Source organism: Flavobacterium rivuli WB 3.3-2 = DSM 21788, from assembly GCF_000378485.1.
GTDB classification, from domain to species: domain Bacteria; phylum Bacteroidota; class Bacteroidia; order Flavobacteriales; family Flavobacteriaceae; genus Flavobacterium; species Flavobacterium rivuli.
The window spans coordinates 21,841-40,175 of record NZ_KB899982.1; the positions used below are offsets into that span (position 1 = coordinate 21,841).

At 38.4% G+C, this 18,335-nt stretch carries 14 protein-coding genes and 2 pseudogenes; 9 read left to right on the top strand and 7 right to left on the bottom strand.

Annotated elements, in window-relative coordinates; translation table 11 throughout:
* Nucleotides 1-104: 104 nt before the first annotated feature.
* Together F565_RS0120405 and F565_RS0120410 are read left to right on the top strand one after the other, a co-directional pair.
* On the top strand, nt 105-2,318 hold the full coding sequence (locus F565_RS0120405; RefSeq protein ID WP_020215107.1) for a beta-glucosidase family protein: 2,214 nt from the start codon (nt 105-107) through the stop codon (nt 2,316-2,318).
* Between the two features lie 42 nt (nt 2,319-2,360).
* On the top strand, nt 2,361-3,932 hold the full coding sequence (locus tag F565_RS0120410; RefSeq protein WP_020215108.1) for a glycoside hydrolase family 43 protein: 1,572 nt from the start codon (nt 2,361-2,363) through the stop codon (nt 3,930-3,932).
* A 156-nt stretch (nt 3,933-4,088) separates the two neighbouring features.
* Here F565_RS0120410 and F565_RS0120415 read toward each other — a convergent pair whose 3' ends face one another.
* Nucleotides 4,089-4,331: a hypothetical protein gene (locus F565_RS0120415; protein ID WP_026300213.1), complete on the bottom strand. Its 243-nt coding sequence runs from the start codon at nt 4,329-4,331 to the stop codon at nt 4,089-4,091.
* A 1,010-nt stretch (nt 4,332-5,341) separates the two neighbouring features.
* On the opposite strand from F565_RS0120415, the gene F565_RS22990 reads away from it, so the two are divergent.
* From F565_RS22990 to F565_RS0120435, 3 genes and pseudogenes are all read left to right on the top strand, one after another.
* On the top strand, nt 5,342-5,449 hold the full coding sequence (locus F565_RS22990; protein ID WP_262486816.1) for a hypothetical protein: 108 nt from the start codon (nt 5,342-5,344) through the stop codon (nt 5,447-5,449).
* Between the two features lie 208 nt (nt 5,450-5,657).
* Nucleotides 5,658-6,477 (top strand): annotated as a pseudogene (gene panB / locus F565_RS22130) (3-methyl-2-oxobutanoate hydroxymethyltransferase).
* A 20-nt stretch (nt 6,478-6,497) separates the two neighbouring features.
* A complete protein-coding gene (locus tag F565_RS0120435) occupies nt 6,498-7,457 on the top strand; it encodes a bifunctional helix-turn-helix transcriptional regulator/GNAT family N-acetyltransferase (protein ID WP_026300214.1) in 960 nt (319 codons plus the stop codon).
* A gap of 407 nt (nt 7,458-7,864) precedes the next feature.
* Here F565_RS0120435 and F565_RS0120440 read toward each other — a convergent pair whose 3' ends face one another.
* Nucleotides 7,865-10,396, bottom strand: coding sequence for a glycoside hydrolase family 31 protein (locus tag F565_RS0120440; protein ID WP_197062256.1), 2,532 nt, complete (start codon nt 10,394-10,396; stop codon nt 7,865-7,867).
* 352 nt (nt 10,397-10,748) lie between these two features.
* Between F565_RS0120440 and F565_RS0120445 the strand changes: the two genes are divergently transcribed.
* From F565_RS0120445 to F565_RS23375, 4 genes and pseudogenes are all read left to right on the top strand, one after another.
* Nucleotides 10,749-11,486, top strand: coding sequence for a (Fe-S)-binding protein (locus F565_RS0120445; protein ID WP_020215113.1), 738 nt, complete (start codon nt 10,749-10,751; stop codon nt 11,484-11,486).
* A complete protein-coding gene (locus F565_RS0120450) occupies nt 11,486-12,865 on the top strand; it encodes a lactate utilization protein B (RefSeq protein ID WP_020215114.1) in 1,380 nt (459 codons plus the stop codon). Before F565_RS0120445 ends, F565_RS0120450 begins: the two co-directional genes overlap by 1 nt.
* Nucleotides 12,858-13,463 carry a LutC/YkgG family protein gene (locus tag F565_RS0120455; RefSeq protein ID WP_035643087.1) on the top strand — a complete coding sequence of 202 codons (606 nt, stop codon included), beginning with the start codon at nt 12,858-12,860 and terminating at the stop codon, nt 13,461-13,463. Before F565_RS0120450 ends, F565_RS0120455 begins: the two co-directional genes overlap by 8 nt.
* 218 nt (nt 13,464-13,681) lie before the next feature.
* A pseudogene (locus tag F565_RS23375) lies at nt 13,682-13,873 on the top strand (hypothetical protein); the annotation flags it as partial.
* A gap of 84 nt (nt 13,874-13,957) precedes the next feature.
* Here F565_RS23375 and F565_RS0120465 read toward each other — a convergent pair.
* The 5 genes from F565_RS0120465 to F565_RS0120485 form a co-directional block, all read right to left on the bottom strand.
* Nucleotides 13,958-14,344 (bottom strand): mannitol dehydrogenase family protein, encoded by a 387-nt coding sequence (locus tag F565_RS0120465; protein WP_026300215.1) that lies wholly within the window; start codon nt 14,342-14,344, stop codon nt 13,958-13,960.
* Nucleotides 14,313-15,149, bottom strand: a complete 837-nt coding sequence (locus F565_RS0120470) for an amidohydrolase family protein (protein ID WP_020215117.1) — start codon at nt 15,147-15,149, stop codon at nt 14,313-14,315. The genes F565_RS0120465 and F565_RS0120470 overlap by 32 nt, the downstream gene beginning before the upstream one ends.
* A gap of 9 nt (nt 15,150-15,158) precedes the next feature.
* Complete coding sequence (locus tag F565_RS0120475; RefSeq protein WP_020215118.1) at nt 15,159-15,953, bottom strand: SDR family oxidoreductase; 795 nt, start codon at nt 15,951-15,953, stop codon at nt 15,159-15,161.
* Nucleotides 15,954-15,964: 11 nt separating this feature from the next.
* Nucleotides 15,965-16,978: a zinc-binding alcohol dehydrogenase family protein gene (locus F565_RS0120480; RefSeq protein ID WP_020215119.1), complete on the bottom strand. Its 1,014-nt coding sequence runs from the start codon at nt 16,976-16,978 to the stop codon at nt 15,965-15,967.
* 10 nt (nt 16,979-16,988) lie between these two features.
* Nucleotides 16,989-18,335, bottom strand: a 1,347-nt coding sequence (locus F565_RS0120485) for a DUF4982 domain-containing protein (RefSeq protein ID WP_020215120.1), incomplete at its 5' end; no start/stop codon positions are given.

Here is an 18,335-nt window from a genome sequence, read left to right on the forward strand (position 1 = left end):
CAGATATTAATAAACAATTTTAAATAAGTAAAAAGTACGACTAGTCGTGCTTTTTACTTATTTAAACCTAATGCGATTGTTATAGACGCTGAATGTAATATCAAATGAAAAAAAAATTAGGACTATCAATAGCCGCTATCTTTTGTTTTCTCACTGCATTAGGGCAGGCACCCACCTACCTTAATGAGAAGCTGCCTGTGGAAGACCGCGTTAAAGATGCGCTTTCGCGTATGACATTAGTGGAAAAAGTAGCACTGTGCCACGCCCAAAGTAAATTTAGCATTCCCGGAGTGCCACGTTTAGGTATTCCTGAATTATGGATGAGCGATGGCCCTCATGGTGTGCACGAAGAACAGCTGTGGAATGCCTGGGATGGTGCCGGCTGGACGAACGATTCCTGCACCGCCTTCCCTGCCCTAACCTGCCTTGCCGCCACCTGGAACAGGGATATGGCAGGATTATACGGCCGCGCCATAGGCGAAGAAGCCCGTTACAGGAACAAAGATGTATTACTGGCTCCCGGTGTAAATATTTACCGTACCCCTTTAAACGGCCGTAACTTTGAGTACCTGGGTGAAGACCCTTTCCTTGCCTCTCAAATGGTTGTGCCCTACATACAGGGGGTTCAAAAAAATGGCGTTGCTGCCTGTGTTAAGCACTTTGCAGTAAATAATCAGGAAACGCTGAGGCTGGATATTAATGTTGAGCTTAGCGACCGTGCCCTTTACGAAATTTACCTGCCCGCTTTTAAAGCAGCGGTACAACAGGGAGGCGTGTGGAGTATAATGGGCGCTTATAATAAAGTGCGTGGCGAGCATGCCTGCCATAGTGATCTTTTACTCAATAAAATCCTGAAAAAAGACTGGGATTTTGATGGGGTAGTAATATCCGACTGGGGTGGCGTTCACGATACCAAACAAGGTGCATTAAATGGCCTTGATATTGAAATGGGATCGTACACTAACGGGTTAACTACTGAGTCGGCATTTGGGTACAACGATTTTTATATGGCAGATGCTTATATGAAAATGCTGAAAGAAGGTGCTGTACCTATGAGCACGGTTGATAATAAGGCAGGCCGTATACTGAAATTGATCTTTCGCACTTCTATGAACAGGGAAAGGCCATGGGGCAGTTTTGCCAATGAAGAGCACCATAACGTTGCCCGTACTATTGCTGAGGACGGTATTGTATTATTAAAAAACGAACCTGTAGCCACTAAACAAGCTCCCCTACTGCCGCTTGATGCCGGTAAATATAAAAAGATACTGGTTGTAGGCGAAAATGCAACACGAAATTTGATGGATGGCGGCGGATCGTCTACACTTAAGGTTAAAAAAAACATAACTCCCCTCGCAGGTTTGCAGGCCATGTATGGCGATAAAATTACCTATACAAAAGGGTATGAAAGCGGGCGCCCATTGTATGACAGGATAGACGAAATCCCGTCAGCAAAAACCGATTCGCTTCGTGCTGTGGCAATTCGACTGGCTAAGGAGGCTGATATTGTGATCTTTGTTGGCGGCCTTAATAAAAACTATCAACAGGATTCTGAAGGCAGTGACCGTGCCGGATATGGCCTTTCATTTAAACAGGATGAATTAATTACAGGGCTTGTAGCGGCAAACCCTAAAATGGTAATGGTACTTATAAGCGGAAATGCAATTGAAATGCCGTGGATAAAAAAAGTACCTGCTGTGGTTCAGGGTTGGTTTTTAGGATCGGAAACAGGTAATGCATTGGCAAACGTTATAAGTGGCAAAGTTAACCCAAGTGGTAAATTGCCATTTTCATTTCCTGTAAAATTAGAAGACTGCGGTGCACATTCGTTTGATGCAACGGTTTATCCCGGCGATAAAACCAATGTGTATTACAAAGACGATATTTTTGTAGGCTATCGTTGGTATGATACTAAAAAAATAAAGGTCTTGTTTCCTTTTGGTTATGGGTTAAGCTATACCACTTTTACATACGGTAAACCTGTTGTTTCTGCAAAAGCTATGACAAATGAGCAAACGCTGACTGTAACAGTAACCGTAAAAAACACAGGTAACGTTGCAGGTAAAGAAGTAGTACAATTGTACATTAAAGATGAAAAATCAACACTGCAAAGACCTGTAAAAGAGCTTAAAGGCTTCGAAAAAATATCCCTGAACCCGGGCGAAGAAAAATTGGTAACTTTTACAATTGATAAAAGTATGCTGTCGTACTATAACGACATTAAAGGCTCATGGATTGCCGAACCCGGAAAATTTGAAGCTGTAATAGGCGCTTCAGCAACCGATCTGCGCGGGTCGGCAGAATTTATCCTGAAGTAAACACTTCTCCTTCCCAACAATAAAAACGTAATAACATCACTAATGAAAAAAATAACCCTCTTTATACTTTTTATCAATCTGTCTCTTTTAAATAGCTATGCCCAGGGATATAAAAATCCCATTATTCCCGGCTTCCATCCTGACCCAAGCGTTTGTAGAGTTGGCGACGATTATTACCTGGTTACCAGCAGTTTCGAGTTTTTCCCGGGGGTACCACTATTCCACAGTAAAGACCTTATCAACTGGGAACAAATAGGCCATTGTTTAACAAGGCCGTCACAGTTACCTTTGCAAAAAGCAGGATCATCGGCAGGTATTTATGCCCCAACCATCAGGTATAATGATGGTGTTTTTTACATGATCACCACTAATGTATCTGACAAAGGGAATTTTATTGTACATACAAAAGACCCGCGTGGAGAATGGTCTGATCCTATTTGGCTGGAGCAAAAAGGCATAGATCCATCGTTATATTTTGAAGATGGCAAATGCTACCTAACTACAAACCCCGATAATACAATATATCTAAGCGAGATTAACCCCATTACCGGCAAACAACTAACACCAAGTAAAGCGCTATGGGGTGGTACGGGCGGCCGCTACCCGGAATCTCCACACCTTTATAAAAAAGACGGTTGGTACTACTTAATGATATCTGAAGGTGGGACAGAGTATGGCCACAAAGTAACTATTGCACGCAGCAAAAATATAGACGGCCCTTATGACTCTAACCCGTCAAATCCTATTTTAACGCACGCTAATGTAGGTACTCAAATGAATCCTATACAGGGTACTGGCCATGCCGATTTTGTACAGACAAATGATGGTTCCTGGTGGATGGTATGTTTAGGTTTCAGACCACAATCGGCTCTTAACCACATGTTAGGCCGCGAAACTTTTCTCGCTCCCGTGCGCTGGGATAAAAATGCATGGCCGGTAGTGAACGGCAATGGTACTATTGATTTAAATATGGATGTGTCCACGCTACCATTACAGCCAATAAAAAACCCCGTTATAAGTAATAACTTTAAGGATGCCAAACTGGGAACAGAATGGAATTATTTAAGGAATCCTTATATCCAAAATTATTCTTTAACTGAGAAAAAAGGCTCCTTGCGCTTAAAGGCTACACAAGTAAAATTAGATGATATTGATTCGCCTACCTTTATTGGCCGCAGGCAGGAGCACATAAATTTTAAAGCCACTGCATCATTAAACCTTTTTGATGCTCAGGAAGGCGACGCATCCGGAATAACAGTTTACATGAACAACAAATCGCACTATGATTTAGTATTAAAACAGGCAGCCGGAGATAAACGCGTTTTAGTAGTAACCTACCGCATGGGAGATCTTAATCATACCGCAGCCGAAATCACTGTGCCTAATTGCAAAGTTTACCTACAGGTTACAGGCAGTAACGATTACTATTCTTTTGCATATTCTACAGATGGTAAAAAGTTTGAGCCCATAAGTAAAATGAATGTAGGCTATATAAGCTCTGAAACTGCTGGTGGTTTTACAGGCATTTATTTAGGCCTTTTTGCCACATCTAAAAACCAGCTTTCTAAAGCGTATGCAGATTTTGACCAGTTTAATTATATAGGTAACCAATAATATACAACTATGATATTGATAAAATCCTTTGCTGGGTTAGGGATGGCTTCAAGAAGTGTTTTTCTTTAGGGTTTTCCTTCTTTTGTTTGTCTTTAAGCTTAACCACCCAAAGTCGTTACAGCCTTTGCCGCTGTCTTATCCCGCGATATTTCACCTTTAGAGGTAGCCGCCCATCAGGTAACCGCCATCACGGGTTTCTATTACTTTTTTTAGCAGATCCTCGCCATTGCTGCAAACGGTTTTCTTCCAAAGCTCTTCCCCTTCGACCGATATCTTTATCGCTACATAATCATTTATTTTGCTGTCCTTTTTTATGGATCCTGCAACTCCAGTCTGTGCATAACCTCCAAGTAAAAAAGTGCCATCATTATTTTCAACTAAAGATGTAAGGATATCCACTTTACCTGTGTCATAAGTTTCCTGCCACGGCAGGAAACTTTCTTTTAAGTGCCTACAGGTGATTCAGAAGTACCGGCTAGTGCAAAGCCGCCGTCTGTAGTATTCCGTATGCTATAGAGCATATCTGCACCTGAGCCACCAATACTTTTTTGCAAGTCCAGTTCCCCAGATTCATCCATTTTCCATATCCAGTAATCAAGGTCACCGCTGTTGTCCGCCGTTTTGTTGCCTGTTTTACCGGACAGGGAGCTGCCGGCAAGGATAAAGCCATAGTCGGCGGTAGGTTGTGCGTCAAGAAGATAGTCCGCATGCTTACCACTATATGATTTTTCCCAAAGGATGTCCTGAGCGGAAAGACTAGAATAGCAGCTAAAGAGTGTTGCGTTAAAAGTATTTTTATCTACATATATCGACGCAGTTATTCAATTTCATTCCTGTCCCCGATTTCAAAGGATATAGTCAGGCAGTTTGTATTTAATGATTTCGCTGCAAAAATTGAATTAATTTGCTGCAAACATATTTTTTGGTTCTATTTATCATTTTATCAGGACTTCTTCGCCAATGAAACCATAGCAAGACATCTTATTTTTACGAAAAGTAGGATGTAAAAACGATGCTATATAAGCTTTTTCATGATTTAGAATTAACTGTAGAGGAAGACAATTATTTTATAAGTTACAGTGAGATAGATCTCTGTTCAGTGTTCGACATTGGATAAATTAATTAAGTTGACCTCTCAACACCAATTTAAATGACGCTGCTAATTATTTGTTGACCAATAGAAATAGGTCAATTCTCTATCGATTAAAGGGGTCAATCAGTTTTGGTTTATCTACAAGTTTAAAAAAGAAGACAATTTGCGATGCTTTCAAGCCCCACGCTTCAGACAACTTTTTCAGGCTTGCCCATTTTAACTAAAACAATCAGGGATTTGGCTACTTCCGACAAAATTGATAAACTGATATTTGTACCATTATTAAAAAGATAAAAATGGACAACAATAAAAAGTAATATTAGTAACTGGAGCTTCATCAGGTATGGGCAAAGAATTTGTAAAAACCTTATTAAATGATGGACATATTTTATATGCTACTGCAAGGAGAATAGAAAAAATTTAGTAATCGAAAATAAGGTATACCACAAGATGTATATATAGGCAGTAAGTTTTTCATAATTTAATGAATGTCAGCAATTTGCGATTGCTTTCAAAAAAAATAATAATGATTTATACATGATTTGAGAACTCCTTCTAATAAATTCATACATTTGTATAACCAGTTATATAACTTGTTTTGTAACGTATGTAATAAATTATAGCAGAAAAAGATGTCAGTTCATAAAGAAATGAGTAAAAAAGTTACAGCCCCCCGAGTTATTAAAAATGAAAGAAGCCGGAATAAAAATAAGCGCATTAACTGCTTATTACTATACAATGGCTAAGATAATCGACAGTGCAGGTATTGATGTAATTATCGTTGGCGACTCTGCATCTAATACAATGATCGGGAATCTTACAACACTATCTATAACGCTAGATCAAATGATTAATTATGCCAAGGCGGTGGTTAACGGAACTTCGAGGGCACTTGTAATAGTAGATATGCCATTTGGTACTGTGTCGGGCAATCCATATAAATCTATGGAAGCAGCGATCAGGATGATGCAGGAGACAGGTGCAGATGCTATTAAGGTGGAGGGCGGTATAGAAGTTGCCGATGATGTGAAAAAGATATTGAATGCAGGCATACCCGTAATGGCACATTTGGGTTTAATGCCACAATCAATTAATAAATATGGCACATATATCGTAAGAGGTAAAGAAGATGCTGAAGCAAAAAAACTTATTGAGGATTGCCTTCGTATGGAAGATTTAGGGGTTTTTGGATTGCTCTTGGAAAAAATCCCTGCAACACTTGCGTCTGAAATTTCCTCAAAAGTAAAAATTCCGACAATAGGTATTGGTGCTGGCTCAGGAACCGATGGACAAGTATTAGTTATACAGGATGTAATGGGAATGAACAACGATTTTTCACCCAGGTTTCTAAGGCGTTATGCTGATCTACATAGCATAATGACGATGGCAACACAAAATTATATTGCTGATGTTAAAGCAGCAAATTTTCCTAACGAGGATGAATGTTATTAAAACCACTAAAAAATAAGAATATGAATTTATTTGATAAAACCGGCAAAATGGCATTAGGCAGCAGGCTACGTTTACTTACAGCTAAAGTAACCGAAGAAGCCTCCAAAATTTATGAATTATATGATGTCGAATTTAATCCAAAATGGTTTCCTATATTTTTTGTCCTGTCCGAAGGTAATCCTAAAACCATTACAGAAATAGCTACAGAAGTGGGACATTCTCAACCATCAGTAACAAAAATAATTAAGGAGATGGTTCTGTCCGGATTGGTTCAGGAAAATTTAAAATCTATAGATAAACGAAGAAATGTAGCCGGGCTAACCGATAAAGGAAATCAATTAGCAGAAAAGATAAAGATACAATGTGCAGACATTGATATTGCCATTGATTGTGTTATTGCCGAAGCAACGAACAACCTTTGGGAAGCCATTGCTGAATGGGAATATTTATTCGAACAAAAATCACTTTACCAAAGGGTACATGAACAAAAAAAACTTCGTGAAAGCAAAAATGTTCAAATTATCAATTATGAACCTCAATATAAATCAGCTTTCCGGTCGTTAAATGAAGAGTGGATATCCGCATATTTTGAAATGGAGGAGACCGATTTTATAGCATTAAACAATCCTGAAGAGTATATACTCGCTAAAGGTGGAAAAATATTTGTGGCACTATATAATAATGAGCCTGTAGGTGTTTGTGCATTAATAAAGATGGAGGATAAGAAATACGATTTTGAAATGGCAAAAATGGCAGTATCCCCAAAAGCACAAGGAAAAAATGTTGGCTGGTTATTAGGGCAAGCCATTATTAACGCAGCAAAAAAAGAGGGTGCTTCTCTATTATATTTAGAAAGTAACACAATCCTAAAACCCGCTATCAACCTATATCACAAAATGGGATTCAAAAAAATTGCTGGACAGCCTACACCATACAAGCGTTGCAACATACAAATGGAACTTGATCTAAATTATAATTGATTAGATAGGGGATTTATTTATATATGTAATCAGGCACCAATTTTAATATAACTACCGGCAGCCAAGTAATAAAATTGCAAATTATTACGTAACAAATTTTAAAAGTTGAATTTGCTGTTATATCCATATACATTTCACGTACAGTGATAATTTTATAGTAGGTGTTCGACATTCCCTCATAAATTAAATAGAGCTCATTTTTGGAAATATTGAAAATTAATTAATTTTTTTAAATGTCGTGAATAAGCTTAAATAAGTACGAGGTGTTCGACTGTGTTCCCTGACAGTGCACGGAAAACAAACAAGGCCAGTGGAAACAGATATTGAATTTTAAAATATTTCTTTAATTAAAACTCATTGATTGATTCGAAATTTATTGTATAGTTAATTTCTTTCAATTGATAAATTTAGTATTTGATTTCATTAATTAATATCCTGCTTCCCGTATAAAAAATTTTCATTTTTAAAGGCTCATTTTTCGCATCAACCTTTTCAGCAATAGTAATATTGAAAACCCTTTTCTTTAAATGGCCGGCATAATTACCTTGTAACTTTCCAATGGTTAGGGTTTGATTTTTTTCACTCCATACAAACGGAATAATAGTGTAGCTCCCTTTTTCATAATTATAATTATCGCCTTCATCTTCATACAAATCAAATTTGGCATCTGCTCCAGGATATATATGTATATGAATAGTATCCCGAGGTTTTTCTGAAGCGTATTGCATAACCTCACCAATAGGTAAAATAGAACCCGCCTTTACAAAAAGCGGAATTTTATTAAGGGGAGCATCAGTTGTAATGGTTTTACCGCCAGTAAAATGTTTACCTGACCAGTAATTATACCAATCTGAACCTTTAGGCAGATATACATTCCATACTTTAATATTTGGCTCAGTAATCGGTGCTGCAAGTATACTTTTACCAAACATGTATTCATAAGGCTGTTGGATCGCTATTGTATCTGAAGCAAAATCCATAACTAATGGGCGCATTATGGTCGATCCATTTTTAGAAACCTGCCATGCTTCAGAATAAATATAAGGCATGAGGGCAGATCGTAAATTGAGCATCTCCCTCATATTTGCTTCTACTTCAGGTCCGTATTTCCAAGGTTCTGTTTCGGTACCGTAACCATGTATACGGAATATTGAATTGAACACCCCCCACTGAAACCACCGCGTTAAAATTTCATGGTATTTTTTATCAGTATACTGGCCGGGCCCGGGACGAAAAAATCCACCTATATCTGTGGTCCAGTACGGCATACCCGTTAAATTATAATTAAGCCCTGCAACAATTTGCCGTTTGTAAGTATCCCAGTCCCAGCCAATATCTCCAGACCAGTTTATGGTTCCGTACCGCTGCTGCCCTGCAAATGCCGATCGTGTAAGCGTGACAACCCTTTTATCCGGATTAGTATTTCGTTGTCCCTCATAAACCGTTTTACTAACAAAAAGCGGATATGTAAGACGGTAAAAATCGCCCAACCCATAATATGTCTGTTTACCAACCAATGCATCATTTTCGGGCTCGGTAGCATCCATCCACCATGAATCGACACCTTTACTAAACAAATTAGTATTAAGTGCGTTCCAGTGCGTTTTTTGTGTTTCAGGCTTATAAATATCTATCCAGTCGCTATTGGGTATATATAAGTCTTTCGCAAGATATTCTTTAGCTACGTCTGATTTTTTATCCAAATTTTCCCATACCGATATAGATAGGTGCGCATTTAAATCATGCAATTGCTTTATAAATTTTTCTGGGTTTGGGTAATTCGTTTCATCAAACTTAGGCACACCCCAGCCATACTTGCCCCAATATTGCCAATCCTGCACAATAACATCTACCGGTAATTTCTTGTTTCTAAATTCTTGTATTGTTTCCACCAAATGTTTGCCAGATGTGTAACGTTCCCTGCATTGCCAAAAGCCATATGCCCACTGTGGAAGCATGGGCACATTGCCAGATAGGTTACGATAACCTGCAATAATATCATCGGCATCGTTGCCGTAAAACACCACGTAGTAAAGTGATTTAGCATTGGGCGACCTAAATGTAGTTTCATCACTTTCCTGTTTCCAGGTAAGTTTTGGGGTATTCGCCGTTTTACAAACAACATTAATAGTATGTTCACCAGCTTTAAGATAAATCATTTTACTTACTGCTGGTGGTAACCACATATTAGAAAAGTCGATGTACGGTACATTATCTATCGATAAAAAATGACGGTTATCCATTGCACCCATGTCAAGCATAAAGGTATAATTACCATCTTTAATAGCCGTGAATTTTGCAGTATGCAGCGATTGTTCCTGCGATATTTTTTGGGTGCCTGCAGTAGTAGTTACATTAGCATCTGCCTTTTCTCCTAAAATAGTAGTACTTTTTAAAAGTGGAATAAAGGTATCGGCCGGATTAAAATTAGTTAGTCCGTATTGATGCCAGAGGATGCCGTACCCCTTACTGGAATATAAAAACGGAATAGCTATTTGTGTATTTACCTGAGTAAGTTTACGGCTTATGTTACGAAGGTTATAATTACCATCCTGAAACTGGCCAAGGCCAAATAAGTATTCATCTTTGGGCGAATTAAAACTTTGTTCTGCAATAAAACAAGGCTCACCCATAATAGAATCGCGTATTAGTTTTCGGCTACCCGCTTTTTCGCTTAAAAATATTTTGCCGTTGATATCGCTATAGTCAATAGCACCACTTTTCTTATCAAAAGTTACCATTACCATTTCGGTAAACAATTTTAATTTATCTGCTGTATCTTTAAATTTAAATTTTATCGTTGCAGGATTACTTACAAAAATAAATTCCTGTTCTTCTTTTAATTCCTTCTCCCATTGTATGCTTATTGCCTTAGCAGAAAGTGGTTTTATGGTTAATATACCTTCAGCAAGTTCTATTTGCAATCCATCTTTTCTCAAAGTATGGCTTTTGTAAGATTGAGCAAAAAGTAGTGCTGGTATCAAACTAAAAAATAAAATAAAAAATCTTTTCATAAATAAGTAACTATACTGTTTTGTAAACAGAATTAGGTGTAAACAAATAAAAAGCATTTAACAATGCTAAAAGTCTGAAAAATTAGCCAACCATTAAACCTGATTATCATTTAGCATTGCAGATAAAATAAATAAGCAAAATAATGTACAGTTTTAATTAAAAACTAAATTACCAGCAATATACCTTACGAATTAGACAATAAGGTTAAACTTTGAACTTAAAAATTTACCTTATTTTGTAATTATCAATTATATACTATAACCATTTCGCAACTTTATGAAGGTAGGATTATTTATACCATGCTACATAGACCAATTATACCCTAAAGTAGCTGTTGCTACATTAGAGTTAATGGAAAAATTGGGCCTTGATGTATATTACCCTACCCGCCAAACCTGCTGTGGGCAGCCCTTGGCAAATTCTGGCTACAGCCATTTAACGTATGATATAGATGAGCTTTTTACTCATAATTTTGAAAGCTGTGATTATGTAGTATCGCCATCGGGCAGTTGTACATTACACATTAAAGAGCATTTACATAGCTATAAAAATATAGGTAGCGCGCAGCATATTAAAAAACACATTTATGAATTGGTAGAGTTTTTAACCGATGTTATAAAGGTTGAAAATTTAAAAGCCACTTTCCCGTACCGTGTAGGATTACATCAAAGTTGCCACGGCCAGCGCGGACTACGCCTTGCTAGTATGACCGAACGTGTTGAAGTATCTTTTTCTAAACCTAAACATTTACTCAGCATGGTTAACGGCCTGAAGCTTATAGACCTTACCCGCGAAGATGAATGCTGTGGTTTTGGCGGTACATTTTGCGTTACCGAAGAAGCAGTGTCTGTACGTATGGGTCAGGATCGCGTGGCCGATCATTTAAACCATAAAGCGCAATACATTACAGCTGCAGATATGTCGTGCCTTATGCACATGCAGGGCATTTTAAAAAGACAAAATAGTAACGTACAGGTAATACATATTGCCGAAATACTTAACGCCACTTTATAATGAAAGACCACGCACAACTGGCAGAAGCTTTTAATAAAGATAAAGAACGCGTTACCTGGCATGACGAAACGTTGTGGTTTGTGCGCACAAAGCGCGATAAGGCTGCCCATAAATTTGCCGGTTGGGAACAACTGCGCGAAACAGCGTCGCAAATAAAAAACAATGTGCTAAGTAATTTAGATAGTTATCTTTTACAATTTGAGGCCAATGCCATTAAAAACGGCATAACGGTACACTGGGCTAAAGATGCTGCCCAACATAACCAAATTGTATTATCACTTTTACAAAAGCATGAAATAAACAGCCTGGTTAAAAGCAAGAGCATGCTTACCGAAGAATGCCACCTTAACGAGTTTTTACAGCACAATGGTGTTGAAGTTATAGATACTGATTTGGGCGAACGTATAGTTCAGTTTCGTAACGAGCCACCCAGCCATATTGTGCTGCCTGCCATTCACTTAAAGAAGGAAGATGTATCAGATACTTTTCATGAGCATTTAGGTACCGAAAAAGGAAATTCCGACCCACAATACCTTACCGAAGCGGCACGCCAGCATTTACGGGAAACTTTTTTAACACGAAAACTTGCCCTAACCGGAGTTAACTTTGCTGTTGCCGAAACCGGAGAATTTGTAGTATGTACTAACGAAGGCAATGCCGATATGGGTGCCCACCTGGCTAACCTGCACATTGCCAGCATGGGGCTGGAAAAAACAATTCCGCGACGGGAAGATTTGGGTATTTTTCTCAACCTATTGGCACGCAGTGCTACAGGTCAGCCCATAACAACTTATTCCAGTCATTTTAAACGCCCTCGTAATGGGCAGGAAATGCATATTATTTTAGTAGATAATGGCAGGAGTATACAATTAGGCCGTAAAGATTTTCGAAATTCGCTTAAATGCATTCGCTGTGGAGCGTGTATGAATACCTGCCCTGTTTACAGGCGCAGTGGCGGTCATAGCTACCACACGGCCGTTGCGGGGCCTATTGGTTCTATCCTCGCCCCTAATTTAGATATGGAAAAGAATAAAGATTTGCCTTTTGCCTCTACCCTATGCGGATCGTGTACCAATGTGTGCCCCGTAAAAATAGATATTCACGACCAGTTGTATAAATGGCGACAGGAAATCGTGAAAAGTGGATACAGCCCTAAAAGTAAAACAATTGCTATGGAAGCCATGAGCGTAAGCCTTTCTAAACCCATGGTTTATGATATATCTGGCAAAGCATTACGCTTTACTTTAAGATATGCTCCATTTGTAATTAACAATAAATTAAACCCGTGGTACAAGCAACGCGATATGCCTGCAGCACCTGAGAATTCGTTTAAAAAATGGTACGATGAAAACAGGAATAAAAAAAATGATAATGAGTAGCAGAAATGAAATTTTAGCTGCCATTGCGGCAAATAAGCCGGACTACCAACCTTTACCTGTTGGCTTGTATACACCAGAAAACGGTTATAACATAGTAAGCCGTTTTAAAGAAAACATAACACTTATTGGCGGTGCTGTACATAAAATTAATGTTATTAGCGAGATAGAGCAATTTCTATACTCTAACTTTCCGTCGGCTAAGCGTATTGTTACAAATAATGAGGCTTTAAAAAATGTGGCAACGCATTTAATAAATACCGATTTGGATAAGCAAATTCCGCATGAACTAGAAAATGTAGACGTTACCATTTTAGACGCGCCCTTTGGCGTAGCCGAAAACGGTGCCATCTGGATTACAGATGAATCATTACATCATCGCGTGTTGCCTTTTATAACACAGCACCTTATCCTCATCATAAAAGAATCGTCTATAATTGCATCATTACAGGATGCTTACGCTAAAATAGGTTTAACCGATTATGGCTATGGAACATTTATATCGGGGCCTTCTAAAACTGCTGATATAGAGCAATCGCTAGTCATTGGGGCTCACGGCTCGCGCAGCCTCGATGTATTTATTATAGGGCAGGCATCCTAACCCAATAGCCGTAACCAAGTAAAAACACACATAAGTAATACGTCAAATACAACATTTACAACTACAGCTACATCCAGTAATCAAGGGTATCTTTTCCCCTTAATACTGATTACAAGTTTATTCTTTTTCTGAGGATTTATTCATAACCTCGATCCGGTGCTTATTCCCATCTAAAAAAAGCTTTTAGATTAACCGATCTTGAAACAGCCTTTGTAGATTTTTCAGTTTTTATAGCCTACTTTTTAATGGCATTGCCAGCAGGTTATTTTATGCGAAAATATGGTTACAAAAGCGGAATAATATTTGGCCTAATCCTGTTTGCTATAGGATCGTTTTTGTTTTTACCCGCAGCAGATCGAAAGTTTGTGATGAATAAATTGGATTGCGAAATCGGTCAAATACCTCTATAGAAAAAATAGTTAATTCTGTTTCCGGCAGGTTTATGCCGGCTTCGGTAGTATTAGATAATAAAATAGTTAACTCTTCCTCTTTTGCTAAATCCAGATATGCATTATAATCTTCATATGGGTTAATAGTTTTTGAATACACGATATAATGCTTGTGTGCTCTGACTGATTACCCTGGCTTATGCCTTTAGTTAAAAGCGTAAACAAACCATCCTGATCCTGCAATAATTGTATAGACCCGCCCGCCCTGGCCTTAACTACGGTAACACCAGCATTAAAATTTGCCTCTGTATTTAGTTTATCTACAATGTCATCGGCGAATCCCCTAATGAAATTACCATCGCCAAACTGCACTATTTTATAGGTAATTTTTGAGTATAATTTTCTAACCTTTTTAATCTTTTCATGGTTTCGAATGTAATAAGCAATAGACAGACAATACTTATAAATCGAGATTATAAAATGCCTCTGCATTTTTAAACCAAACCTGTTCCTGTTCTTTTTCTGATAATTGAGCTATATAATCATGTATGGTTTGTATCACCCTGGCATAATTTGCCGCAAGATTGCATACCGGCCAGTCAGACCCAAACATTATTCTATCTGCAGTAAAATTTTCAAAAACTACATCAAGGCAGGGTTTTAAATCATCAGCCGTCCAAGTATTCCAATGCGCCTCTGTAACCATGCCCGATACTTTACACAATACATTTTTTGCCTGGGCAAGTTCTTTAATATTTTCTTTCCATGTGGCTATATTACCCATTTTCAAATCGGGCTTAGCAATATGATTAATTACAAAGGGCTGGTTAGGGAAATGCCTTACAAGCTTAATGGCCTCACGAAGTTGACGATGGTATATTAAAATATCATAGGTATAATTATACTCTTTTAATGCACTTATTCCGCTCCTGAAATCTTCGCGCAACATAAAACCATCGGGTTCGCCCTGAATGATATGCCTAAAGCCTTTTAGCTTTTTTTGATTGGATAAATACTCCAGCCTTTCGCATATATTTTCATCTAATAAATTTACCCAACCTACTACGCCTTTAATAAAAGAGTGTTTTGTGGCCAAATTGAGCAAAAATTCTGTCTCGCCTGCAGTTTGTACTGACTGTACCGCCACACAACCCGAAAATTGATTATCATTTAATAGAGGAAGTAAATCGGCTGGTAAAAAATCCTTCCTTAGTTTAAGCATCGATTCATCAATCCACGCATCTTTAATAGGATCGAATTTCCAGAAATGTTGGTGAGAGTCTATTCGTTGGTGCATTGCTACTAACTATAAATCATTAATTAATGCCCTGTCTAAATGTACATAGCCACCATCTACAAATACAAATTGCCCCGTAGTATGCGATGATTTGTTCGATATAATAAACAAGGCAGTATCTGCAATTTCTTCCGGGCGTGTCATGCGGGCTTCAAAAGGAATATTCTTTTTAATTTTTGCTAATGCGGCATCCCCGTTCGGAAGGGTTTTAAGCCAATCATCATAGGCAGGTGTATAACTTTCGGCAATAATTATCGCGTTAGAGCGAATACCATATTGTATTAAATCAACCGCCCATTCGCGGGTAAGTGCTAACACGCCTCCTTTTGCCGCAGCATAACCAGAAGTGCCCCCCTGCCCTGTTAAAGCTACTTTAGAACCTATATTAAGGATATTGCCCTTCGATTTTTTAAGATGTGGCAAGGCATATTTTACGAGTAAAAAATAGCTCCCTAAATTAAGTTGAAGTGAATTTATAAACTCCTCGTACGATGCATTGAGACCTACACCATCGTTGAGGCCTACATTATTTATAACTACGTCTATTTGTCCATATTTTTGTATTATGTTATTAATAGCCTCTTCTACTTGCTTTGCATCGGTTACATTCGTTTTACAAAATAGAGCATCTATGCCTTTAGCTTTAAGTAAATCGGCATAGATGGCACCTCTTTCATTATGGTCAAGTAGCACCGGTATCGCTCCTTCGGCGGCAAGCCTGTTTACAATTGTTTCTCCAATGCTGCCCTCTTTCCCCGCTGAACCCGATACTACAACTACTTTTCCTTTTAATCCTAAATCCATAATTTATATTTTTAATCCAGATCGATAACTACTTTAATAGCATTATTTTCAGGATCTATCCAATCATTAAATAAGTGTATAACATCATTAAAATTGCCTCTATGAGTAATGTATTGTTTGGGGCTTATACTGCCCGATTTGACACACTGTATTACGTAGTCAAAATCTTCTTTTGTAGCATTACGGCTACTCATTAAGGTAGATTCCCGTTTATGAAAGTCAGGATGGTTAAATTTTAGCTCACCTTTTTGAAGCCCAACTAATACATAACGCCCACCATGTGCAAGATAATTAAATCCTGAATTCATGACAGTTGCATTACCAGTAGCATCAAAAACTACGTTAGGCATATCGCCATTTGTAATTGCATTAAGCCGTGCTATTACATTATCATTAACCGGATTTATAAGGTTATCAATATTAAGTACTTCTTTACAAAACTTAAGGCGATGCTCATTAATATCTAACACGATCACGTTTGCACCTTTTAACTTAGAAAATTGAGCTAAGCCGAGCCCTATAGGTCCAGCTCCCATAACAAGCACTGTATCATTACTTGTAACTACCGCCCTACGCACACCGTGTGCTGCTATAGCAAGTGGCTCAACCAGTGCAAGTTCTTCATAATCCAAACCTTTACCATTTATTAAGTATTCATTAGCAATAGTGACATATTGAGCCATACCGCCATCTATATGCACACCAAAAACCTGCATAGTAACACAGCAGTTTGTTAGGCCATTGCGGCATGCCACACATTTACCACAATGAAAGTACGGAATAAAAGTTAGTTTATCACCAGGTTTAAAACCCTCCGCTTCACCTTCTATATATTCTGCTGCCAGTTCATGGCCTAATATCCTGGGATAATTAAAATAGGGCTGGGTACCACCAAAGGCATGGATATCTGTACCGCATATTCCTATCTTTTTGATTTTTAACAACGATTCTCCACTTTTTCTATTCGGAATCGGTTTTTCTTTAAGCAGAAATTCGCCGGGTTTTTCACAAACTATATATTTCATATTTAGCTAATTACTTAACATCTACAGTTACAGTAACCGGCTGTAACCAAGGGCTTGTAAAAGTTACTGTAACTTTACCACCTTCGCCGGCACTTTGTATGTAAGCTAACAAGTGTCCGTTAAATGCGCGTTGTACATTATCTGTATAATTGGTCATATCGCTGTTGTTACCGGCTTCAAGGCCAAGCAATTTAGCCGAACCATTAATCGTACATGTAATGTCGTTATCACTTAATATTACAGGCAGGCCGTCTTTATCTACAATATCAACCATTATCTGGGCAACACCTTTTTGCTTATCTATAGTAATTGATTTATTTTTTACTACCAATGCATAAGATTGCGATGATGATGTTATAGCATAACGGCTAACTTCTTTATTATCGGCATTAAGACCTATAACTTCCAGTTTACCCGCTGCATAAGGTACATCCCAGGAGATGATACCTACGTTTTTATCATAGTTTTTAACCTCGCCCACTACTTTACCGTTAAGCTCTAAACGTGCCTTGGCAGCATTGGTATAAGCAACTACACGCACAGTTTGTCCTGCTTCATAGTTCCATATTGGCCAAGCATCTTTACTTGGAGACTTTTCTTTTTGACGTGGTAAGTAGGTACCGATAAATGCCATAGGTTTATCTGACCATAATGACTGGCGGAAATAGCCCCTTGGTTTTATACGGCCTGCAAAATCTACAAGTCCTGAATAGAAACCTCTTGATGGCCATCTGCCCGATTCGCCAAGGTAATCGATACCTGTCCAAAGAAACTGTCCAAAAATATGGTCGTTGTTAACCACAGCAAGCCAGGGCTCTATATCGTGTACATTCTCACTGCCATAAATTACCCTGTTAGGATATTTTTCGTGGTCAGATTTGTAACGGCTCTCTGTATAGTTGTAACCTGCAATATCAAGCAATCCGGGATATTCGGTTTCGTTACTCATTGCTACACCTGCAAGTCCTGCCGTTGTAGGGCGCGATTTGTCATATTTTTTAACCGCGGCAACAAGGCGTTTAGCAATAGCGCCAAGCCTCATAGCATCCGGGGCATCTTTTTTATAGCCACCGTAAGCAGCCTGCGTAAAGCCCATTGCTTTAGTACCGTCAAGTATTGGGTGCGAGTAAGGGTCGTTAGGATAATCTACCTCGTTACCTATACTCCATGCAAATACAGACAGGTGGTTGCGGTCGCGGCGCACAAAATCTTCAAGGTCTTTTTCGGCCCAGTCGGCAAAAATATCAGAGTTTCCTTCGTAGCCCGGAGTACCATAGTTCCATCCCTCAAGCCATTTACGCTTAGGGTATTCCCACTCATCATACGCTTCGTTTAAAACAAGTAAACCTATCTCATC